Origin of the sequence: Enterococcus sp. 1001283B150225_161107_E12, from assembly GCF_015556925.1 — a bacterium.
GTDB classification, from domain to species: Bacteria; Bacillota; Bacilli; order Lactobacillales; family Enterococcaceae; genus Enterococcus_B; species Enterococcus_B mundtii.
Window position 1 is genome coordinate 88778 of record NZ_JADNNI010000003.1, and the last position, 23754, is coordinate 112531.

The window sequence follows — 23754 nt, forward strand, 5'->3', positions numbered from 1 at the left end:
CTATTCTTACTATCCGGTTAATGGCTGTTCTGGGGGAGGGGTAGTTTCCATGTTAACGTGAAAGAATTTTTTTTAGAAATATAGGAATAATACAAAAGAAAGCGTTGACATTTTAAAATTGTTTCGCTACTATGAAGAAAAGAACATACTGTTGGATAGTGATTGCATCACGCAAGCTAAACCTAATCAGTCACCATGAATCGATTCCATGGCTGACTTTTTGGGTTTTTTTGTTTTTTTAGGAGTGACAATCATAGAAAGGGGATATTATGCGGATTGAAAAAATTCTAAATAATAATGTCGTTGTCACAAGGGACAAATTAAATCGAGAAATGATCGTTATGGGAAAAGGATTAGCATTCAAAAAAAAGATTGGTGATGCTATTTTAGAAGCGGGTGTGGATAAAGAATTTCATTTGACAGATGATCGACTGTCGAGGCATTTTCAAAAATTAGCGGAGGATATCCCGATGGAATACCTCGAACTCTCCTACGAGATCATCGAGTATACGAAAGAAAAGTTAGATGTGACATTGAATGAATCCATTTATATTTCATTGACCGATCATTTATACAATGCGATTAAACGTTATAAAACCGGCGTTGGATTACCTAATGTTTTATTATATGATATCAAGCAATTATTTCCGAGAGAATACCAAATAGGTAAAAAAACGATTGAAAGAGTCCATCATAAATATGGATTTGATTTATCCGAAAATGAAGCTGGATTCATTGCCCTTCATTTAGTCAATGCACAATCAGAACAAGATAGTATGAACAATATGTACCAGTTTACGAAAACCATTCAGGATATTTTGAATATCGTTCGCTATTATTATCAAACACCCTTTGATGAAGAATCGATTTATTTTTTCCGATTTGTCACGCATCTTCGTTTTTTTCTCAGCCGTGTGATGAACACGTCCCTTACCCAAGAAGGTGAGGTCGAGGAAGAACTGATCCAGATGATCCAGCGAAAATACCAAACGGCTTCTGGCTGCGTGGACAAAATCGCTTTATTCTTACAGGAAACATTTAATTATCATATGTCAGACGATGAAATTGTCTACTTAACGATCCATCTGGCTCGTTTGGCAGATAATAATCATTTAAAAAATCACTAAAAGGAGGGCCGTGGGTTCAACGAATGAGTACCAAAGGATAGTGACATTGAGTTGGCTAAACCTTCAATCAAACAATTGGAGGAAAAGAACATGGGAAAATACCAAGATTTAGCAAAAGAAATCGTGAAATATGTTGGCGGAAAAGAAAATATCAGTAGTTTGACGCACTGTGTGACTCGCTTGCGTTTTCGGCTAAAAGACGAAAGTAAAGCAGATGACGAGACATTGAAGAATATGGATGGTGTCGTGACCGTCATGAAAAGCGGTGGGCAATACCAAGTAGTCATTGGTAATCATGTACCAGACGTATATGCAGATGTATTAAGTGTAGCAGGGATCTCAGAAGATGCGGAATTAGCCCCTGCGAAAGGCAATATATTTAATCGTTTGATCGATATTTTAAGTGGTTGTTTCCAGCCTTTCTTAGGAGCTTTAGCAGCTGCCGGGATGGTCAAAGGATTGAATGCATTATTTATCTTTTTAGGATTCTATGAGCAGACTTCCGGAACTTATATCATGTTAAATGGGATCGGTGATTCGATCTTTTATTTCATGCCAGTTATTTTAGGGTATACAGCAGCTAAAAAATTCAAATTGAATCCAATGGTCGGCATCGTCATCGGTGCAGCCCTTGTCTATCCGACCGTACAAGGACCGGCATTACAAAGTGGCTTTGAAGCAGCCAATCAAGGTGCTGCAGCGCCGCTTAGCCTTTTAGGATTGCCCGCGTATGAAAGTTTCTTGGGTATTCCCTGGGTAGGAGCTTCTTATACATCAAGTGTCATTCCTGTCATCTTTATCATTGCTTTTGCCGGACAAGTGCAAAAATTTGCGAAGAAGATCGTTCCAACAGTTGTCCAAACATTTGTTGTTCCTTTTATGGTCTTATTGATTGCTCTACCGATCGGCTTTTTGGCGATTGGCCCAATCGTTAGCTTGTTAACAGAGTGGTTGAGTGCAGGTTTCCAAGCATTGATGGATTTTTCACCAGCATTATATGGTGGGGTCCTAGGTTTCTTCTGGCAAGTATTAGTTATCTTCGGTCTACATTGGAGTATCATTCCTTTGGCGATCATGCAGCTGGCACAAAATGGCTCAAGTCAAATGCTGGTAGGTGTTTTTGGGGCAAGTTTTGCACAAACTGCCGTTGTGTTAGCGATGTACTTCAAGTTTAAAGACAAGAAAATGAAAGCCTTATGTATGCCTGCCTTTATCTCAGGAATCTTTGGCGTAACAGAACCAGCCATCTATGGAATCACTTTACCTAAAAAGACCCCGTTCATTTATTCAATGATTGGTGGCTCGCTCTCTGGTATCTATTTGATGATGAGTGGTACGACAGGTTATACAATGGGTGGACTGGGCATCTTCGGAGTGGTGAACTTCATTAGTGGTAGCGATGCAAGTGGCATGTACAATGCCTTTATCGGTATTGCAATTGCAGCAACGATTGGTTTTACTTTGACTTTCTTGTTATGGAAAGATACGGAAGAAGTAGTACCTGAGAAAAAAGAAAGTAAAATCAAAGAAATCGTCAAAACACCGATCCAAGGCGGTATTGCATCTTTAAGCGAAGCAAAAGACCAAGCATTTGCTAAAGGCGCGTTAGGAAGAGGAATCTTGATCTATCCAGAAAAAGGGGAAGTTGTTGCACCATTCGATGGGACAGTGATGACGCTATTTCCTTCAAAACATGCGATCGGTTTAGTTTCTGAAAGTGGATTGGAACTGTTGATCCATGTTGGTTTAGACACTGTACAATTGCAAGGGAAACATTTTGAATCTTTTGTGAAACAAGGGGATAAAGTGAAACAAGGAGACGTCTTATTGCGATTTGATATCAATGCGATCGAAAGTGAAGGCTATAGCGTAGAAACCCCTGTCATTATTACCAATTCAGCAGATTACCTGGATATCGTCGAGAATCAATCGAAGATCGTGACGAATGGGGATGAGTTGATCACAGCGTTGACTTGATGAGTTTAAATCCTTTAAAATCAAGGTTTTAGAAAGTTAGCTTGGTGTTAAAGAGCATTTTTCCACAGGAGGATGTTTCTAAGTACCTGATTCCAAAAAAAGTCGTAACATCCGAGAATCTCCTCTCATATTTTGGATGTTACGGCTTATTTTCTTAGAAGTTCAGCTATTTAATTAGAGAGTGAATTTCAAGGAGCAACTTTGTTCTGAACGAATCTTTCTGATCGTTCCCGCTATAAAAGTAGACTAATCGCCATCTTCGATTGCATCGGTAAATAGTTCTTCTTTCATAATGGATGAACTGATCTGTCGTGTATCGACTTTTTGACCGACTTCGATCAAATAATCGAGGTTCTCACGATACTGTTCAGCAAAGACACAACTATATAAAACATCCAACAAATAGGAGATCGACGTATTGATCGTGAAACTACTGATTTTTGAGTACAATCGTTCACGTGTTGTCAGGCGTAATACCACATCGCTCGCTGTGGACAAACTGGACTCACCGATGCTCGTCAACGATAAAATCGGCACATTTTTTTCTTTCAAAATTTCAGCAGTCCGAAGCATCATCTGATTTTCTCCCGTATAGGAGATCAAGATTGCACAGTTTTCAGGCTGACAATTGTAGGCATCGTAATAAGACTCACCAGAAGTTGGCACAATGGTCACTTCTTGTTTGATCCGATTCATTTTCAATTTGAAGGATTGAGCGATCAAGGTGTTGGTGTCACTCGAAAATAATACGATTTTATTGGCTCGCAGCAGAAGTTGTTTTGCTTGTTGGAGATCGTCGTGCATCAACAAGGATAACGTATCTTGGATCGTCATACGTTCAAGTGCCGCAATCCGATTAGCGATCGTCATGATGCCTTCATTTTCGGAAAAAGGGAGATTGGCGTCCACTTCTTGAAAGTTGCCTTGCAGATATTCTGTTTCAGCGATGAACGCATCTCTAAAATCCACCCATCCATGAAACCCCATTTTTTTGGCGATCCGAATCAAAGTAGAAGGATGGACATAGCAAGTTGCTGCAATTTGTTGAATCGTTCGATCGGCCAGAGTTGTTTCATTGGCTTGGAGAAAACGGATGACTTCGCTTTCTGAAGGTGAAAAGTTGATTTGTTTAAGCTTTTCCTTTAATAGCATAATTTGATCCTCTTTTTTACGTTTTTAGTTAAAAATATGTAAAATAATTGTAAACGGTATTATTAAGTGTGTCAATGGAACAAATAAAAGAGAAGTAATTCCTTTACTCGCTAATTTTGATTAAAAAATTAGGCTTTATTTAGTTTTTTTCATTATTTTTCTTTTCGTTATGCGCAATAAATTTACAAAAAATCACAAGAATATCGATCATTTTGTAAATGATTATTCAAAGTAATCAAAAAGTATTGTGACTTTTATTTACAAAAATGATAATAGAGTTGTAAAAAAGACGAAGGAGTGAGTGTATGAATCAAGGAATCAAGATCGCGACAATTGGTGGCGGAAGTAGTTATACACCGGAATTAATGGAAGGTTTTATCAAACGTTACGATGAATTGCCGATTCGTGAAATCTGGTTAGTCGATATCGAAGCTGGGCGTGAAAAACTAGCGATCGTCAGTGAAATGGCCCAACGGATGTGGGATGCTTCTCCATATGACGTGAAAATCTATGCGACCTTGGATCGTGAGGAAGCATTGAAAGATGCGGACTTTGTCACTACACAATTTCGGGTCGGTCAATTGGATGCTCGTGTAAAAGATGAACGTATCCCTGCTTATTACGGTATGTTGGGGCAAGAAACCAATGGTGCTGGTGGGATGTTCAAGGCGTTTCGGACGATCCCAGTCATCTTAGCAGTAGTTGAAGATATGAAACGCCTTTGTCCGAACGCTTGGTTGATCAATTTTGCTAATCCAAGCGGTATGGTGACTGAAGCAGTCGTTCGTTATGGGAAATGGGACAAAGTGATTGGATTGTGCAATGTTCCCGTAATGGCAATGATGACAGAGCCAGTCATGATCAGTGAAAAGAAAGAAGAGTTGATTTATAAATTTGCTGGGCTGAACCATTTCCATTGGCACAAAGTAGCGGATGCAAAAGGAAATGATCGTACCGAAGATTTGATCGAACAACTTTATGCGGAAGATAATGGGTTGCCAAAAAATATATTCGATGTGCCATTCTTTAGAGAACAACTCGATCAAATGAACATGATTCCTTGTGGCTATCATCGCTATTACTATCGTGAAGAAGAAATGTTGGAGCATGCGTTGGAAGAATACCGCACGATCGGAACGCGAGCACAACAAGTCAAACAAACAGAAGCGGAATTGTTTGAGCTATACAAAGATCCGCAACTCGATCATAAACCAGAACAATTACAACAACGAGGCGGTGCCTATTATTCGGATGCTGCGTGTGAAACGATTGCTTCGATCTATGGCAATAAAGAAACTCAAATCGTTGTCTCAACGAAAAACAATGGGGCAGTGCCTGATTTACCAGCAGACTGTGTCGTTGAAGTAACAGCGTATGTAGGCGCGCAAGGAGCAAGAAGTGTTGCTTTTGGTTCATTACCTACAGCAGAACGTGGCTGGTTACAAGTGATGAAAAATATGGAGTTGTTGACGATCGAAGCAGCTGTCACAGGTGATTATGGGACAGCGTTACAAGCATTTACGATCAATCCATTAGTTCGTTCTGGTAAAACAGCGAAACGCATGATGGATGAATTATTTATTGCTCATCAAGAGTATTTACCACAATTTAAAGAAGCCATCGATCGCTTAACAGCAGAAGGCATCGAAGTGCAAGATGAATTAGCAAGAGAATTGTCAGAAAAACGTGTAGTGGAAGGAGTATAACAACGATGGGATTTAGAAAAGACTTTTTATGGGGTGGCGCAACAGCTGCCAATCAATGTGAAGGTGGATACGATGAAGGAGGGCGCGGCTTAGCCAATGTAGATGTCGTGCCGATTGGTCCAGATCGTTTTCCAGTGATTACCGGTCAACAAAAAATGTTTGAGTTTGATGACGAACATTTTTATCCAGCAAAAGAAGCCATCGATATGTACCATCACTATAAAGAAGATATTGCCTTATTCGCAGAAATGGGCTTTAAAACCTACCGTCTATCGATTGCCTGGAGCCGTATTTTTCCATTAGGTGATGAGAAAGAGCCAAACGAAGAAGGATTGAAATTCTATGAAGATGTCTTTAAAGAATGTCAAAAGTATGGGATCGAACCCTTAGTAACGATTACTCATTTTGACTGCCCAATGCATTTAGTCAAAGAATACGGGGCATGGCGTTCGCGTGAATTAGTCGGATTTTATGAAAATCTTTGTCACGTGATCTTTAACCGCTATAAAGGATTAGTAAAATACTGGTTGACCTTTAATGAAATCAACATGATTTTACATGCACCGTTCATGGGTGCTGGCTTGTATTTTGAAGAAGGCGACAATGTAGAGCAAGTCAAATATCAAGCAGCTCATCACGAGTTACTAGCGAGTGCGATTGCCACAAAAATCGCGCATGAAGTCGACCCTGAGAATAAAGTCGGCTGTATGTTAGCTGCGGGGGCTTATTATCCTTATTCATGTAAACCAGAAGATGTCTGGGCTTCACGCCAAGCAGACCGCGAAAACTACTTCTTTATCGATGTGCAGTCAAGAGGAGAATACCCAGCATATGCGCTAAAAGAAATGGAACGTCAAGGCATCGAGATCAAAATGGAACCAGGAGACTTAGAATTATTGAAACAACATACCGTTGATTTTATTTCATTCTCTTATTATTCTTCTCGTGTTTCAACAACCGATCCAAAATTATTAGAACAAACCGCAGGAAATATCTTTGAATCAACGAAAAACCCTTATTTAGAAGCAAGTGAATGGGGCTGGCAAATTGATCCATTAGGTTTACGGGTAACCTTGAATGATATTTATGATCGTTATCAAAAACCATTGTTTATTGTCGAAAATGGGTTGGGCGCGGTAGATACTCCGGATGAGAATGGCTATGTGGAAGATGACTATCGCATTTCATATCTTGCTTCACACATCCAAGCGATGAAAGATGCAGTCGAATTAGATGGTGTTGATCTTTTAGGTTATACGACTTGGGGATGTATCGATCTGGTTTCTGCTGGAACTGGTGAAATGAAGAAACGCTATGGTTTTATCTATGTTGATCGTGACAATGAAGGCAATGGTACATTGAAACGGACAAAGAAAAAATCATTTGATTGGTATAAACAAGTGATTGCTTCGAATGGTGAAAATCTAGCGAACAAATAGGATAGAATAAGAATGTCTATTGTTTTTGTCTATCGATTTCGAGTATAATATATCTATTCGAAACTCGTAGGCAGAACAATAGACTTTTTGTGTGATTGGCTGTAAAGTAGGCTTACTTGATTTTAAAACGGAGGAATCTACATATGTATGATGTAATCGTAATTGGCGCAGGGCCTGCTGGTATGACCGCTGCTCTATATGCTTCAAGATCAAACTTATCAGTAGCGATGATCGAACAAGGGGCACCTGGCGGGCAAATGAACAATACCGCAGAAGTAGAAAATTATCCTGGATTTGATTCGATCATGGGTCCAGACCTTGCGTATAAAATGTATGAAGGTGTTTCACGATTTGGAACTGAAAATGTCTATGGTATCGTCCAAGATATCAAAGATCATGGCAACTATAAAGAAGTCATCTGTGAAGACAAAAGTTACGAAGCGAAAACAGTCATCATTGCAACTGGTTGTATCCATCGTAAACTAGGGGTACCAGGCGAAGAAGAATATGCTGGACGTGGTGTTTCTTACTGCGCGGTTTGTGACGGTGCATTTTTCCGTAACAAACGCTTAGTCGTGATCGGTGGTGGCGATTCTGCGGTAGAAGAAGCTGTGTATTTGACACAATTTGCTTCAGAAGTCGTTATCGTTCATCGTCGTGATGAATTAAGAGCGCAAAAAATCATCCAAGATCGCGCATTTGCGAACGAAAAAATCTCATTTGTTTGGGATACGATCACTGATGAGATCATCGGAAATGATATGGTCGTTACTGGTGTCAAAGGGCACAACGCAAAAACAGGGGAAGCAATCGAATTAGCAGCTGACGGTGTGTTCATCTATGTTGGACTAGATCCGTTGACTGAACCTTTCCGCAAATCTGGGATCACAAATGATGCTGGCTGGATTCCAACAGATCAAGACATGCGTACGAACATGCCTGGTGTATTTGCCATTGGCGATGTACGAGAAAAAGATCTACGCCAAATCACTACAGCAGTAGGCGATGGCGGGATTGCTGGACAACAAGTATATAAATACTTGGAAGCTTTAGAAGAAACGCCAAACGCTCAAGGATAACTAATGATGTGGAAAGCGAAAAGGACGATGATGAATGTCATTGTCCTTTTTCTTATGCTTTGCTATCTAAAAAGAGAATGCTATACTTAGAAAGGAACATATTTTTAGAAAGAGGTGTCAGCTTCATGTCTTGGAAACAAGTTTACGAGCAATGGGCAACTGAAGAATCATTAGAAGAAAATTTAAAAAAACAATTAAAAAAATTAAGTGAAAATCCTGAAAAATTAGAAGATGCGTTCTACGCACCTTTGGAATTTGGTACAGCAGGAATGCGCGGGATCTTAGGGCCTGGAATTAATCGAATGAACATCTATACTGTACGTCAAGCAACAGAAGGGCTTGCACAATTTATGGATGAACAAGGAGCAGAAACAAAAAAACGTGGGGTAGCGATTGCTTATGATTCACGTCATCAATCGCCAGAATTTGCGATGGAAGCGGCAAAAACTTTAGCGCAACATGGTATTCCATCTTTTGTCTTTGAAAGCTTACGACCAACCCCAGAGCTTTCATTTGCGGTTCGTCATCTTAACGCATTCGCTGGGATCATGGTTACAGCTTCTCATAATCCAGCGGCATATAATGGCTATAAAGTCTATGGCGAAGATGGTGGACAAATGCCACCTGCTGATGCAGACGCATTGACAAAATATGTACGAAACATCAGCAATCCACTAAAAGTAGAAGTTTTAGCAGAAGAACAAGCAAAAAATAGTGATTTGATCACGATCATCGGCGAAGAAATCGACCAAGCGTACTTGGAAGAAATCAAAGCAGTGACGATCAATCATGAATTAGTAGAAACATTAGGGAAAGAATTGAAGCTAGTCTTCACGCCGTTACACGGAACAGGTAAAATGTTAGGTGAGCGTGCGTTGACTCAAGCGGGATTTGAACAATTTGTCTTGGTTCCTGAGCAAGCAGTCGCTGACCCAGACTTCACCACAGTCAAATCACCAAATCCAGAAGAACACTCTGCTTTTGAATACGCAATCCGTTTAGGCGAAAAAGAAGGCGCAGATCTATTGATTGCTACTGATCCAGATGCCGATCGTCTAGGTGCAGCTGTACGCTTGCCAGACGGTTCATACAAAGTATTGACTGGAAATCAAATTGGCGCTTTGCTTGTCCAATATATCCTGGAAGCTCACAAAGAAAAAGGAACACTGCCAGAAAATGCGGCGGTCTTGAAATCAATCGTTTCAAGTGAACTACCGACAGCAATCGCTAGACATTATGGTGTAGAAATGATGAACGTCTTGACTGGCTTCAAATTTATTGCTGAAAAAATCCAACAATTTGAAGAAACCAAGGCGCATACATTCATGTTTGGTTTTGAAGAAAGCTACGGTTATTTAGTCAAACCATTCGTTCGCGATAAAGACGCGATTCAAGCACTATTATTATTAGCAGAAGTTGCTGCATTTTATAAAAAACAAGATAAGACCCTTTATGATGGGTTACAATCGATTTTTGAAACGTATGGCTATTATGCAGAAAAAACAATTTCAGTCACAATGAGTGGTCAAGAAGGTTCAGCGAAAATTGCTTCACTGATGGAGAAATTCAGAAAAGATGCACCAACTGAATTTGCCGGAGAAAAAGTTTTACAAACAGAAGATTTCAAGGCACTGACAAAAACAGATGCTCAAGGAAATGTAGAAAAACTAACGACTCCACCTTCAGATGTATTGAAATATACACTAGAAGAAGACGGTTGGATCGCGATCCGTCCTTCTGGAACGGAACCAAAAATCAAATTTTATATTGGTGTCAAAGGTGATTCAAACGAAGCAGCACAAGAAAAAATTGCTGCACTTGAAGCTAGCATCAAATCAATGACAGAAGAATAAACAGTTGAGACTGACGAAAAAAGTGGTACACTTTAGTAGTCAGTCTTTTTTTGGAGGTGAATCGTTTGTCGGGGAATCAAAACATTAAAGTAGAAAAAGTGAGTCAATTATTCAAGGTATTAAGTGATCCGACACGTTTGAATATTTTACTTTATTTAAAAGATGGTGAAAAAAATGTGACGTCGATCAGTCAATCTGTTCAAATGGAACAATCGGCTGTGTCTCATCAATTACGCTTGTTACGTGAAAACCATGTGGTGAAATCACGACGTGAAGGAAAAACGATCCTTTACAGTTTGGATGACTTTCATGTATTAGATATTTTAGAACAAACGATCAAACATGTAGAGCATCAAAAGAACTAACTAAAGTCATTAAAAAATGGATTTGAAAGACGCTGATGCGCCGATCAAACCCTTTTTTTATTATTTAAAAAGATAAGAGATTTCTACTTTTCTTCCGAAGTTTCTGTGCCGTAATAGCTATGGTCTTCCAGCTCTAACTCATTCAAGATCAATGAAGCTGTTTCTTCAATAGAAAGAGAAGCAACATTGATGACGACACACCCTAATTTTTCATAAAGTTCATTGGCAAATTCCAATTCTGCACGAATTTTTTCGATATCGGAGTACGCAGTATCTGGATTCAGGCCATATGAACGCATGCGTTCTTTACGAATGTTATTTAAAATATCAGGGTTATTTGTTAATCCAACAATCTTCTTCGGATCAATTTCCCACAACTGTTTAGGGATATGAGCTTGAGGTATCAGTGGGAGATTCGCTACTTTTAAATTTTTATTGGCTAAAAACAAACTTAACGGCGTTTTAGAAGTTCTGGAAACACCAAGTAAGACAACATCGGCTTCCAAAAAACCTCGAGGATCTTTTCCGTCGTCATATTTCACCGCAAACTCCATCGCTTTGATCCGTTTAAAATAATTTTCATTCAATAAGTGAAGTGCCCCTGGTTGACGTGTCGGTTTGATACCAGTCAAGCGCTCGATTTCTGCAATTGGGGGGGTCAATACATCAAAGCTGTATAATTTGTTTTTTTGACAAAATTCATTTGTTAAATCCACCAATTCTTGGTTGATCAATGTATGGAGAACTAATGCTTGTTCTGACAATGCATCATTTAGTGCGCGTTGCAACGTCTCTGGATCAGTCACAAATGTTCGTCGAAATAAACTAAATTCGATGGATGGATATTGCGCCATTGTGGCTTGGGCTAATTTTGTCGCTGTTTCACCTGCAGAGTCGGAAATGACAAAAAAGGTGACGACTTCATTTGATTCGGCAGTCATAAATAAAAAACCTCGCTTGCTTTTTTTTTAGGTTTATTATACCATACTCGAGTGTACATACTTCGTAATCATTTTGATTTGGGGGATAATGATGAATAAACAAACATTGATTGAACAATCTTTAGAAACATTGAAAAATAACGGGTTCAAATACACGAAAAAGCGAGAAGCATTACTCGCATATTTAATCAAACGAAATCGTTACGTCTCTGCAAAAGAAGTCTTTGACTATATGAGTCAGGAATTTAAAGGAGTCAGCTATGATACGATCTATCGTAATTTACATGACTTTTCAGAGTTAGATCTTTTGGAAGAAACGGATCTAAATGGAGAAATGAAATTCCGTTTTCATTGTTGTCAAGGCGAGATTGGCCACCATCACCACTTTATATGTACCGTTTGTGGGACGACAAAAGAAATCCATATGTGTCCAATGAATTATTTTGAAGAACAACTCAGTGGGTGTACCATTGAAGGGCATCGCTTCGAGATATTTGGTCGCTGTGAGAGCTGTCAATAATAATTTTTAATAAAATAACAGGTGATTATTTAAAAAAATCATAAGATTCTCTTGACGGTCAAAACTGCTTTAGCTATAATGTTTATAGAACAGTCTTGTTTCTTGAGATTAACATTTCAATAACAATTACGGTTACTTTTTAAGCTCGGAGGGAGGGAATTAATATGTCAAAAACAGTCGTTCGCAAAAACGAATCACTTGACGATGCTCTTCGTCGCTTCAAACGTTCCGTGTCAAAAGCGGGTACTTTACAAGAATCTCGTAAACGTGAATTCTACGAAAAACCAAGTGTAAAGCGTAAGAAAAAATCTGAAGCAGCTAGAAAACGCAAAAAATTCTAGTTCTTTGATGAATTGGAGTTGGTAGTGTGTCACTACTAAGTAGATTGAACGATGACATGAAGACAGCGATGAAAGCTAAAGATAAAGAATCTTTACAGGTGATTCGTATGATCAAGTCATCTATACAAAACGAGCAAATTAAAGAAGGTCACGACTTGACAGAAGAAGAAGAACTAACAGTGTTGTCTCGCGAAATGAAACAACGCCGTGATTCTTTGCATGAATTCGAGGAAGCTGGACGTGACGATTTAGCTGAAAAAGTGAAAAGTGAAATTGTGATAGTCGAAAAGTATATGCCAGAGCAACTTTCTGAAGAAGAAATTCGACAACTTGTTCAAGATGCGATCACGCAAACAGGTGCTTCATCTGCAAAAGAATTTGGTAAAGTCATGGGAGTAATCATGCCTAAAGTCAAAGGAAAAGCTGATGGAAATCAAGTAAATGCTATCGTAAAAGAACTATTGCAGTCTTAATCTTAGCAAACGAAACTACGGACGCGAAAGTGTCCGTAGTTTTTTTGTGTTCATTAAAAGAATAGTTTTTTGATCAATATTTTTTTGTTTAAAAACATTTGTTGTTACTTGGCAAAAGATTCATAGATTAACATAAATTGGGCAACTGATGTTCAAAGTCAGGTATCTCTGCTAGTTACTAAATGATTAGGTTGTTTTAATTGAAGAACGTTTTGTCTCAGTAATCCAAATTAAAACTTTTTTCTCAAGCTGTCTCATTTTATTCGCTATATAGTTTTTCATGATTATGGTAGAATAGGTAAGAACGATTTGAAATAAAGGAGATGTCTATTTTTGACAGAAGCGTCTAGTTCTTTGGATATTAGATTAACAGCAACTGATGATATCAGTATGCTTTTAGGGTCACATGATAAACATATCAAACTGATCGAAGAAACAACTGAAACAACGATCCACACAAGAGGTGAAGTGATCCAGATCATCGGGGAAGAAACCGATATTTCTTTGGCTGCTTCCGTGATCCGAACGTTACAAGAATTGATCAAACGAGGGATCCATATCAGTATGCCTGATGTGGTCACTGCCTTGAAAATGGCTCAAAAAGGGACATTGGACTATTTTGTTGAGATGTATGAACAAGAGATCGTCAAAGATCGCAATGGCAAACCGATCCGTGTCAAAAATAGCGGACAAAAAAAATACGTCGATTCTGTCGCCAAACATGATGTGGTCTTTGGTGTAGGACCAGCTGGTACTGGGAAAACATTTTTGGCTGTCGTATTAGCGATTGCTGCCTTAAAAAAAGGTGAAGTCCAAAAAATCATCTTGACTCGCCCAGCCGTCGAAGCAGGTGAAAATCTTGGATTCTTACCTGGAGATCTGAAGGAAAAAGTCGATCCATATTTACGGCCAGTTTATGATGCTCTGTATCAAATTTTTGGGTTAGATCATACCAATCGTTTGATGGAGCGAGGGATCATCGAGATTGCACCACTTGCCTATATGCGGGGTAGAACGTTAGATGATGCCTTTGTGATTTTGGATGAGGCGCAGAATACCACAGTTGCCCAAATGAAAATGTTTTTGACTCGGCTTGGCTATCAGTCAAAAATGATCGTCAATGGGGACACGAGCCAAATCGATTTGCCAAAAGGCACGATGAGTGGATTGATCCATGCAGAACGAACACTGAAACAAATCAAAAAAATCGATTTTGTGAATTTTGAAGCGAGTGATGTTGTTCGTCACCCTGTCGTGGCAGAAATCATCAAAGCTTATGAAAAAGCGGATCTTCATCAAGAATAGCTTTTTTAGGAGGATTACCACATGTTGAACAAAATATTGCAGCAGCTTCAAGCGAAATTAGGGAAAGCTGCAGCACCTTTTCTCTTATTGCTTTTCTTTCTTTTAATGTGTGGGATCACGTTTAGCAGCGTGAAGCAAAAGCCCAATGATTTTAGAGAGGGACAAGTAGCGGAAGAAAGTATCCGTGCCAATAAAACGATTGAGAACACGGAAGAAACCGAACAAAAAAGGAAATTAGCAGCTGAAGCTGTAACACCTGAGTACACCTACCAAAGTGACCTAGCTTCGGAACAAGATCGTCGGATCAATCAACTGTTTGTTTTGATCAGTCGTGCGAATGACACGATCGACAAACAATATGAAGAAAAAGTCAGTAAGGCAAAAGAAGATGAAAATGTACCAAAGCCAACAGTAGAAGAACGGATAGCTGCATTGAAACGAATATTCGAAAGTTCAAATGCGGATGATGTCGCGTTCTACCAAAAATTACCAAATAGTTTTTACTCAACGATCATGAATATGTCAGAAAGTGAAATTACGACGGTTCGTGATGAAAGCTTGAAATTGATTGATGAACAAATGAGTAAGCAAGTTCGAGAAAGTGATTTAGATAATTTTAAACAAGAAGCAAATGATAAGATCCAGTATTTGAATGTTTCGGCAGAACAACAAGAAATGATCCGCTATTTAGTCGATCAGGGCATTGTTGTGAATGATGTGTTAAATGAGAAACGAACAGAAGAATTGAAGCAAGAGGCACGTGACTCCATCCAACCCGTCATGATTTTCCAAGGGGAGATTATTGTTCGTGAAGGAAATCAAATCGATGCAGCGGCTATGAAAAAATTAGAATTGTTAGGTTTGACGAGTCAATCTACTTCGATTTTTCCTCTGGTAGCAATGATTTTAGCGGTGTTGTTACAAATTGGTGTGTTGTTCTACAATTCACTACAGTATAAAGATCTTTTCAAACGAACAGAGTATATACTTTTCTACGTAACAGCAATGTCCATCAGTATTTTATTGATGAAATTTTTCCAAGTCTTTCAAACAGAACAAGCGACTTACATTCCGTTACTTTACCCAGCAGCGTTTGTACCGCTAGTCTTGAACTTTTTCGTGAATCGAAGAGCGGGTATCATGGCTGCGTTGTTCCAAGCAGTTTCAGCGCTATTCATTTTTTACAATTCGATTGGTACGAATTTTTTGACTGTGATTTTGGTCTCGTACCTATTTGCCGGCTTTTTAGCAGCAATTTTAAAACGACAACGTATTTCAGAACAATGGTTTCCAGCAATCATGTGGGTCGTTGTCTTTCCATTATTGATGGATGTCGTTTTAGTGGTTTATCAAGGCATGAGCTTTAGTGATGGCACCACTTGGTTGACACTTGTATGTGGCTTCATGGGCGCATTTCTGTCGTATTTACTGACGATTGGTCTGCACCCTTATATTGAGCTATTAGTGAATGATGACAGTGTGATCGTTCTAAATGAATTGAGTAATCCAAACCATCCATTATTGAAGCAATTGCTAGAAGAAGCACCGGGAACGTATCATCATAGTATGATGGTTGCGAATCTGAGTGCGAATGCAGTTGCTGAGATCGGTGGACGTTCGTTGTTGACACGTGTGGCTTGTTATTACCATGACATCGGCAAAATCAAACATGCCAGCTTTTTCGTGGAGAACTTACCTTCTGGTGCGGAAAATCCCCATAACTTTTTACTTCCTGAAGATAGTAAACAAATTATTTTTGGGCATGTGACTGACGGTGCGAAGATTTTAGAAGAGTACGATATGCCAAAAATGGTAATCGATATTTGTAAGCAACATCATGGGACGACTTTGATGCGTTATTTCTATATCAAAGCAAAAGAACGTAATCCAGAAGTAACAGAAGAACAATTCCGTTACCCTGGCCCTAGACCGCAAACACGGGAAGCTGGGATCGTCAATATTGCGGATAGTTGCGAAGCCGCTGTGCGAGCGATGGATCATCCAACCAGTGAAAAAATCGAAGCTTTTGTGCATAATTTGATTGAAGAACGGATTTCTGATGGTCAGCTTGATGATAGTGGATTGACACTCAAAGAAATCCGCAAAGTTGAAAAATCTCTTGTTAGTGGATTGAGCAGTACCTTCCACTCTAGGATCAAATACCCTAAGATGAAGTCTGAAGCAGAAAAAATGAAACAAGAAAAAGAATAGCAAAAAGGAAGCGATGACTAATGGATATTACATTTATCGATGAAACAAACACTGTATCTGAAACGAAAATCAAAGAAATTGAAGAATTGCTTCAATTTGCAGCAAAAAAACTTTCTTTATCAGATGAGACGGAAATGTCGGTGACCTTCATGGATAATCCGTCTATCCAAGAAATCAATCGTACGTACCGTGGCAAAGACGCACCAACAGATGTGATCAGTTTTGCGTTAGAAGATGAAGGTGAAGACGAGATCCCAGTGATTTTTGAAGAGGACGATGAGCCAATGCCTCGTGTATTGGGAGATATCATGATCTCAATCGATCGGGCAAAAGAACAAGCTGAAGAATATGGTCACTCCTATGATCGCGAACTAGGCTTCTTAGCCGTCCATGGATTTTTACACATCAACGGCTACGACCATATGACACCTGAAGATGAAGCGGAAATGTTTGGCTTACAGAAAGAGATTTTAGATGCTTATGGACTTAAAAGATAAAAGAGAAGAACAAAAAGTAGATAAAAACAAACATTTTTTGATGTCAGTGGAGTTTGCTTTACAAGGAGTCAAAACCGTTTTTGATGAAGAACGAAATATGAAGAAACATGTGGCTCTTGGGATCATTGCTCTGATCATGGGTTTCATCTTTCAATTGGATCGAATGGAGTGGCTATGGTTGCTCCTTTCAGTCTTTCTCGTATGGATCGTCGAAATCATGAACACTGTGTTTGAGAATGTAGTGGATATGTTCACAGACTTCCATTTTCATCCCATTGGAAAAAAAATCAAAGATATGGCAGCTGGGGCAGTGTTATTGACTGCTTGCTTTGCTGTGATCGTTGGGATCATCTTATTTGGTCCAAAAATCTATCAACTGTTTTTTAATTAAAAGGAGAGTAATTATGTCAGAACATAAATCTGGATTTGTAGCAATCGTCGGACGACCAAATGTTGGTAAATCGACGTTGCTCAATCGGATCGTTGGTCAAAAAATCGCGATCATGAGTGATAAAGCGCAAACGACAAGAAATAAGATCCAAGGAGTATATACGACTCCTGAAGCACAATTGATCTTTATTGATACACCAGGAATCCATAAACCCAAACATCGTTTAGGCGATTTTATGGTAGAAACAGCTTATAGTGCTTTACGTGAAGTTGATGCGGTATTGTTCATGATCAGCGCCGATCAAAAAAGAGGAAAAGGCGACGATTTCATCATCGAACGATTAAAAAATGTCCAATCACCGGTATATTTAGTGATCAATAAGATCGACAAAGTCCATCCAGATGAGTTGTTAGGGATCATTGAAGATTATTCCTCACAAATGGAGTTTGCCCAAGTTGTGCCGATTTCTGCGACAGAAGGAAACAATGTCGAACGTTTGATGGAGGTCTTAGTGGATGAAATGCCTGAAGGCCCACAATATTTCCCAGACGATCAAGTCACTGACCATCCGGAATATTTTATCGTTTCTGAATTGATCCGAGAAAAAGTCTTGTTTTTGACACGAGATGAAGTACCCCATTCAGTCGCAGTAGTCATCGATACGATGAAACGTAATGAGAACAATAAAATCCATATCCAAGCCACGATCATCGTGGAGCGTGATAGTCAAAAAGGAATCATTATCGGTAAGGGCGGTAAGATGCTGAAAGACATTGGAACAAAAGCAAGAAGAGACATTGAGAATCTACTAGGGGACAAAGTCTTTCTAGAGCTCTGGGTCAAAGTCCAAAAAGACTGGCGAGACAAACGAGTCTATTTACAAGACTTTGGTTATCGTCAAGACGAGTATTAAACAAGGTTGTGAGAAAAGTGCTATGATCTGAGCAGTAAGCTGGGAAATCAGAAAATAGCTTTTCATATTTTTTGATTTTTCAGCTTAATGTTGAGGGTCAGCTTTTCGAACACCGGTTATCCAGTTATAGAAGTTAGAGGACAACTAAGTCATGGAAGCAATTAAGAGTCTGGAATAAAAGTAATAGTTACTTTTGTCTCGACTTCACGGATGCTCGCATGACTTTTTCCTTCTTTTCAATTTAAAAAAAGCAATCTACGTTAAAGTCAGAGGAGGGGTGACGATGAGTCAGCTTGCAGAATCAAAAGGAATCATCCTTTCTAGTCGCAACTACAAGGAAAAAGATAAATTAGTCAAGATATTTACAGAATCGGCAGGAAAAATGATGTTTTATGTCAAGGGGATCCATCGTCAAAATCAACCGATTGCACCCGCATTGTTGCCTTTTACGGAAGCAATTTATATTGGTCATTTTCATAATGAAGGCTTGTCCTTTGTTAACAGTGTAAAAGATGTCCACTCGTTTCGTAAGATACAAGAAGATATTTTTCTTAGCGGTTACGGGACTTATTTGTTGAACTTAGTGGATGCGGCGATCGAGGATCGGCAATATGATCCGAATCTATTTCAATTCACACACCAAGCATTGCAACGCATGGATCAAGGAGATGACCCAGAGATCATTACGAATATTTTTGAGATCCAATTATTGCAACGTTTCGGGATCTCGCCAGTCTGGACCCACTGTGCAGTGTGTGGAAAGACGCAAGGAAAATTTGATTATTCATCCAAATATGGTGGCGTCTTATGTGAAAATCACTGGGAGTTAGATCATCATCGGTATCACGCGGACCCACGTGCAGTTCACTTCGTACGGCTCTTCTCAGCAATCTCGTATGATCGCATCAGTGGGATCGACCTCAAAGAAGAAACGAAACAAAAGATTCGCCAATTGATTGATCTGTTATATGAAGAATACGTGGGCATCCATTTGAAAAGTAAAAAGTTTATTGATCAAATGAAAAGTTGGGAACATATCATGAAACCGACCGATGAGGCAACGAAGGAAAATCCTGCAGATGAATGAAAAATTGTTTGAAACAATGGATTTTTTTCAAAAATATTTGACAAAGTACTGGGTTAACGTCTATTATAAAGCCTAGATAGTAACTATTGTTTTTTCAATAGACGAATGTCATTTATGAAGGATATTCAATATTCACATACGTACGATGATCAAGATCAGTAGAAAATCAAGTGGCACAAGCGAGTTCGGGAGAGTGTGAGCCGAATGCTAACGGTTTTTGAAGAGGCACTTGTGAGTACGATCAACGAAGCTGCCGAGTCGCTCGGAAGTAGGGTGGAACCGCGAAGATATTCGTCCCTATGTTTGTTTACGCAAACATAGGGACTTTTTTTGTTACTATTTTTGATTCTTGGTTAAGATGAAAGGGGTAATTATATGAGTAAGAAGCAAACAGTTCAAGAAATGATTTTGACATTACAAAAATTTTGGTCATCGAACGGTTGTATGCTGATGCAAGCATACGATACAGAAAAAGGGGCAGGTACAATGAGTCCTTACACATTTTTGCGAGCAATCGGTCCAGAACCTTGGAATGCCGCTTACGTTGAGCCATCACGTCGACCAGCTGATGGTCGTTATGGTGAGAATCCTAACCGGTTATATCAACACCATCAATTCCAAGTGGTGATGAAGCCATCACCAGAAAATATCCAAGAACTTTACCTGGAAAGCTTGCGTTTGTTAGGGATCGATCCGTTGGAACATGATATCCGCTTTGTTGAGGACAACTGGGAAAACCCTTCGATGGGGTGTGCCGGTGTTGGTTGGGAAGTCTGGTTAGATGGCATGGAAATCACGCAATTTACGTACTTCCAACAAGTCGGCGGTTTGCCATGTAAACCAGTCACTTCAGAAATCACTTATGGGTTAGAACGTCTAGCTTCTTATATCCAAGAAGTGGAAAGTGTGTATGATCTTGAATGGTCAGCAGGTGTCAAATATGGCGAGATCTTCAAACAGCCTGAATACGAACACTCAAAATATTCATTTGAAGTGAGTGATCAAGAATTATTATTAAGTAATTTTGATCGCTTTGAAAAAGAAGCGAAACGTTGTATTGAAGAAAATCTGGTCCATCCAGCATATGATTACATTTTAAAATGTAGTCACACCTTCAATTTATTAGATGCTCGTGGTGCAGTATCTGTGACTGAACGTGCTGGCTACTTGGCTCGCATTCGTAACATGGCGAAATCTGTGGCGAAAATCTTTGTTGCAGAACGTGAAAAACTTGGATTCCCATTGCTGAATAATCAATCAGAAAATCCAACGACTGTTAAGGAAGGTGAATAAGATGGCAAAGGACTTATTATTAGAAATTGGCTTGGAAGAAATGCCAGCGCATGTGGTGACACCAAGCATGAAGCAATTAGAAGAAAAAACAGCAGCGTTTTTAACGGACAATCAATTGACTTACGATGCAATCGAAACATTCTCGACTCCGAGACGTTTGGCGATCAAAGTAACAAATGTGCCGGAACGTCAGGCTGACAGTGAAGAAGAAGTGAAAGGTCCAGCGAAAAAAATCGCATTAGATGCTGAAGGCAACTGGTCTAAAGCAGCTCAGGGATTTGTTCGTGGGCAAGGATTGACGACAGACGATATCACCTTCCGAGAAATCAAAGGTGTGGAATATGTTTATGTGACGAAATATACTCAAGGCAAACCGGCGATCGAAGTCTTGACAGGATTGATCGATGTGATTAAAAGCATGACATTCCCTGTGACAATGCACTGGTCTTCCTTTGACTTTGAATACATTCGCCCGATTCATTGGATCGTGGCACTATTTGGGGAAGAAGTGATCCCGTTTGAATTTTTAGATGTGAAAACTGGACGTGCTTCTCGTGGGCATCGTTTCTTAGGTGAAGATGTGACATTTGCTCATCCAGCGGAATATGAAGAAAAGCTATCTGAGCAATTTGTAGTTGCTTCGCCACAAAAAAGAAGAGCAATGATCATGGAACAAGCGACTCAATTATCAACAAAAAATGATTGGCACATCGATTTTGATGAAGATCTACTTGAAGAAGTCAATAATCTAGTCGAGTATCCAACTGTTTTTGCTGGTGATTTTGAAGAAAAATATCTGTCTGTACCGGAAGAAGTACTCGTGACTTCCATGAAGGAACACCAACGTTATTTTGATGTGCGAAATGCCGAAGGACAACTCTTACCACATTTCATCGCTGTACGAAATGGCGATCGTGTGAAGCTAGATAACGTTATTCGTGGGAACCAAAAAGTACTGACTGCGCGTTTAGAAGATGCGGAATTCTTTTACAATGAAGACAAAAAATTCCCCATCGAACATTATGTCAATAAGTTGAAATCAGTGACTTTCCATGAAAAGATCGGTAGCATATATGAAAAAATGCAACGTGTGCAAGTGATTGCATCTGTTATCGGTAAATCTGTCGGTTTATCAGGCGAAGAACTAGCTGCATTACAACGTGCCGGCGAAATCTATAAGTTTGACCTAGTGACGAACATGGTTGGAGAATTCCCAGAACTTCAAGGAATCATGGGTGAAAAATATGCGTTGTTGCATGGAGAAGATCCAGCAGTTGCGACAGCGATCCGTGAACATTATTTACCGATCGCCAGTGAAGGTGAATTGCCAGAAACAACGATTGGTGCAGTCTTGGCTATTGCCGATAAATTAGACAGTATTTTCTCTTTCTTCACTGTAGGAATGGTGCCAAGTGGTTCAAACGACCCTTACGCATTACGCCGACAAGCATATGGGATCGTTCGGATCATTGAAGCAAAACAATGGGCTTTCCCATTGGCACAATTACAACAAGAAGTGAATGCGGCAATCAATGAAAATCAAGAGCGTTTCGGGTTAGCTTTCGTTCAAGGAAGTGATGTGATCGACTTTATCAAAGGTCGTTTACGCCAACGATTGATGACAAAAGCCATTCGCCACGATGTGATCGATGCTGTCTTGAATGCGAAGGAAAGTAATTTGACAACCGTTTTTGCAGCTGCACGTCTATTGAAAGAACGTTTGCAAGATGAAAACTTCAAACCATCGATGGAAGCTTTGACGCGTGTGATGAACCTAGCGAAAAAAGCCGAAGAAACAACGAATGAAATTGATCCAAGCTTATTTGAAAATGAAGCAGAGCAAGCATTGTACGAAGCAGTTGAGAAAGTGAAAGCTCAGTTTGCGGAACGTACACTTAAAGAGAACTATGAGCAATTAGTCAGCTTAAGACCAGTTATCGATCAGTATTTTGATCAAACGATGGTCATGGTCGAAGATGAAGCTGTCCGTAACAACCGTTTAGCACAGTTGCAACAAATTGCTGACATGGCATTAAGTATTGCTAGTCTGGATCAAATCATTACAAAATAAGACGGATCAAGTGAAAGCTTGAAACAAAAAAAGGTTTGGGATGCGAACATCCCAAACCTTTTATTTTTTACGTTGCTGTTTACCGGCATTTCGACCGTTAGCATTTTTCTTGGTTGCTTGTGTATTGATTTTTTTCGTTGTTTTCGTCGTTTCTTCAGGTGTCACATCTTTGCGAGGTGTCACGACTTGTTTCGGTGGATTTTGTTTCAATTCTTCTGCGACCTGTGCTTTTAAGCGTGGCTTCATGATCACATTGGTGATGAATGTTTGTAGACAACTAAAGATACCACCGACTACCCAGTAAAGGGTCACTCCCGCAGGAGCACTGATCGACATGAAGACGATCATCGCAGGTGAAACGATCAACATGGTGCGCATCGTTTTTTTCTGTTCTTCAGGAATACCGATCGTTGAGATATACCCTTGGATAAGGTAAGCAATCCCGGCAATCGCAACTAAGACCAAACTTGGATTCCCTAAATCGATCCCATAAAAAGTCGATTCACGGATACCCTCTGTATAGCGAGCAGTGAAGTACAGTGCTGAGAAGATCGGCATTTGGATCAATAAAGGTAAACAACCGATTCCGCCAGTCATACTTAACCCATTTTCGCGATACACTTGTTGCATCTCCGCTTGCGCAGCCATTTGTTCTTCACGGGTCGTTGCCGCTTTTAGTTTTTCTTGGGCGGCACTGACTTGAGGTTTCAATGCTTGCATTTTTTCAGATTGGATCATTGTCTTTTTCGATTGACTGATTCCTAAAGGTAAAATGATGATTCGCACGATCACAGTCATCAAGATAACAGCCCAACCGTATGACCAGTTGAAATTCTGCACAAGATATGTAATCGCTTGTCCCATAGGATGTACTAATACGCGATAGACGATCCCAGATGTATCAGGGTTTCCTTCAGAGTCCATTCTGACACAACCAGATAAGAAAAGTAAGAGTGTTACAAGACCAGAACCTAGTAACCAATTTTTCCATTTATTCATAAAATACTTCCTCT

At 39.6% G+C, this 23754-nt stretch carries 21 protein-coding genes; 18 read left to right on the forward strand and 3 right to left on the reverse strand.

What is annotated here, in order from left to right:
* The first annotated feature begins 269 nt into the window (after positions 1-269).
* Together licT and I2F89_RS03570 are read left to right on the forward strand one after the other, a co-directional pair.
* On the forward strand, positions 270-1127 hold the full coding sequence (gene licT / locus I2F89_RS03565) for a BglG family transcription antiterminator LicT (protein WP_019723114.1): 858 nt from the start codon (positions 270-272) through the stop codon (positions 1125-1127).
* Between the two features lie 90 nt (positions 1128-1217).
* Positions 1218-3104 carry a beta-glucoside-specific PTS transporter subunit IIABC gene (locus I2F89_RS03570; RefSeq protein ID WP_071866772.1) on the forward strand — a complete coding sequence of 629 codons (1887 nt, stop codon included), beginning with the start codon at positions 1218-1220 and terminating at the stop codon, positions 3102-3104.
* 246 nt (positions 3105-3350) lie between these two features.
* On the opposite strand, the gene I2F89_RS03575 is transcribed toward I2F89_RS03570, so the two are convergent.
* Positions 3351-4256: a MurR/RpiR family transcriptional regulator gene (locus I2F89_RS03575; RefSeq protein WP_195513494.1), complete on the reverse strand. Its 906-nt coding sequence runs from the start codon at positions 4254-4256 to the stop codon at positions 3351-3353.
* Between the two features lie 305 nt (positions 4257-4561).
* Here I2F89_RS03575 and I2F89_RS03580 point away from each other — a divergent pair, with 305 nt between their 5' ends.
* From I2F89_RS03580 to I2F89_RS03600, 5 genes are all read left to right on the forward strand, one after another.
* Entirely contained in the window at positions 4562-5962 is a 1401-nt protein-coding gene (locus I2F89_RS03580) for a 6-phospho-beta-glucosidase (protein WP_074799540.1), read from the forward strand.
* 5 nt (positions 5963-5967) lie between these two features.
* Positions 5968-7401 (forward strand): 6-phospho-beta-glucosidase, encoded by a 1434-nt coding sequence (locus tag I2F89_RS03585; RefSeq protein ID WP_019724140.1) that lies wholly within the window; start codon positions 5968-5970, stop codon positions 7399-7401.
* A gap of 143 nt (positions 7402-7544) precedes the next feature.
* A complete protein-coding gene (gene trxB, locus I2F89_RS03590) occupies positions 7545-8480 on the forward strand; it encodes a thioredoxin-disulfide reductase (protein WP_074799539.1) in 936 nt (311 codons plus the stop codon).
* Positions 8481-8605: 125 nt separating this feature from the next.
* Positions 8606-10333: a phospho-sugar mutase gene (locus I2F89_RS03595; protein WP_195513496.1), complete on the forward strand. Its 1728-nt coding sequence runs from the start codon at positions 8606-8608 to the stop codon at positions 10331-10333.
* A gap of 65 nt (positions 10334-10398) precedes the next feature.
* Positions 10399-10698: an ArsR/SmtB family transcription factor gene (locus I2F89_RS03600; RefSeq protein ID WP_065095735.1), complete on the forward strand. Its 300-nt coding sequence runs from the start codon at positions 10399-10401 to the stop codon at positions 10696-10698.
* 83 nt (positions 10699-10781) lie between these two features.
* Here the strand turns inward: I2F89_RS03600 and I2F89_RS03605 are convergent, their stop codons facing one another.
* Positions 10782-11639, reverse strand: coding sequence for a pyruvate, water dikinase regulatory protein (locus I2F89_RS03605; RefSeq protein WP_010734955.1), 858 nt, complete (start codon positions 11637-11639; stop codon positions 10782-10784).
* A 91-nt stretch (positions 11640-11730) separates the two neighbouring features.
* Between I2F89_RS03605 and I2F89_RS03610 the strand changes: the two genes are divergently transcribed.
* The 11 genes from I2F89_RS03610 (at position 11731) to glyS (ending at position 22741) form a co-directional block, all read left to right on the forward strand.
* Entirely contained in the window at positions 11731-12159 is a 429-nt protein-coding gene (locus I2F89_RS03610; RefSeq protein ID WP_010734956.1) for a Fur family transcriptional regulator, read from the forward strand.
* Between the two features lie 164 nt (positions 12160-12323).
* The gene (gene rpsU / locus I2F89_RS03615; RefSeq protein ID WP_002356740.1) at positions 12324-12500 is read left to right on the forward strand and encodes a 30S ribosomal protein S21; all 177 of its coding nucleotides are present in this window, start codon (positions 12324-12326) and stop codon (positions 12498-12500) included.
* 26 nt (positions 12501-12526) lie between these two features.
* Positions 12527-12973: a GatB/YqeY domain-containing protein gene (locus I2F89_RS03620; protein WP_010734957.1), complete on the forward strand. Its 447-nt coding sequence runs from the start codon at positions 12527-12529 to the stop codon at positions 12971-12973.
* A 333-nt stretch (positions 12974-13306) separates the two neighbouring features.
* The gene (locus I2F89_RS03625) at positions 13307-14278 is read left to right on the forward strand and encodes a PhoH family protein (RefSeq protein ID WP_010734958.1); all 972 of its coding nucleotides are present in this window, start codon (positions 13307-13309) and stop codon (positions 14276-14278) included.
* 21 nt (positions 14279-14299) lie between these two features.
* Positions 14300-16489, forward strand: a complete 2190-nt coding sequence (locus tag I2F89_RS03630; RefSeq protein WP_074799537.1) for an HD family phosphohydrolase — start codon at positions 14300-14302, stop codon at positions 16487-16489.
* Positions 16490-16509: 20 nt separating this feature from the next.
* Complete coding sequence (gene ybeY, locus I2F89_RS03635) at positions 16510-16986, forward strand: rRNA maturation RNase YbeY (RefSeq protein ID WP_010734960.1); 477 nt, start codon at positions 16510-16512, stop codon at positions 16984-16986.
* Positions 16970-17377: a diacylglycerol kinase family protein gene (locus I2F89_RS03640; protein ID WP_029594236.1), complete on the forward strand. Its 408-nt coding sequence runs from the start codon at positions 16970-16972 to the stop codon at positions 17375-17377. The genes ybeY and I2F89_RS03640 overlap by 17 nt, the downstream gene beginning before the upstream one ends.
* A 13-nt stretch (positions 17378-17390) precedes the next feature.
* Positions 17391-18290 carry a GTPase Era gene (gene era / locus I2F89_RS03645; RefSeq protein WP_010734962.1) on the forward strand — a complete coding sequence of 300 codons (900 nt, stop codon included), beginning with the start codon at positions 17391-17393 and terminating at the stop codon, positions 18288-18290.
* Positions 18291-18573: 283 nt separating this feature from the next.
* On the forward strand, positions 18574-19377 hold the full coding sequence (recO, locus tag I2F89_RS03650) for a DNA repair protein RecO (protein ID WP_086334945.1): 804 nt from the start codon (positions 18574-18576) through the stop codon (positions 19375-19377).
* 375 nt (positions 19378-19752) lie between these two features.
* Entirely contained in the window at positions 19753-20670 is a 918-nt protein-coding gene (gene glyQ / locus I2F89_RS03655; RefSeq protein ID WP_010734964.1) for a glycine--tRNA ligase subunit alpha, read from the forward strand.
* Position 20671: 1 nt separating this feature from the next.
* On the forward strand, positions 20672-22741 hold the full coding sequence (glyS, locus tag I2F89_RS03660; RefSeq protein WP_071866778.1) for a glycine--tRNA ligase subunit beta: 2070 nt from the start codon (positions 20672-20674) through the stop codon (positions 22739-22741).
* A gap of 60 nt (positions 22742-22801) precedes the next feature.
* Here the strand turns inward: glyS and yidC are convergent, their stop codons facing one another.
* Complete coding sequence (gene yidC / locus I2F89_RS03665) at positions 22802-23740, reverse strand: membrane protein insertase YidC (protein WP_019723692.1); 939 nt, start codon at positions 23738-23740, stop codon at positions 22802-22804.
* Positions 23741-23754 lie beyond the last annotated feature (14 nt).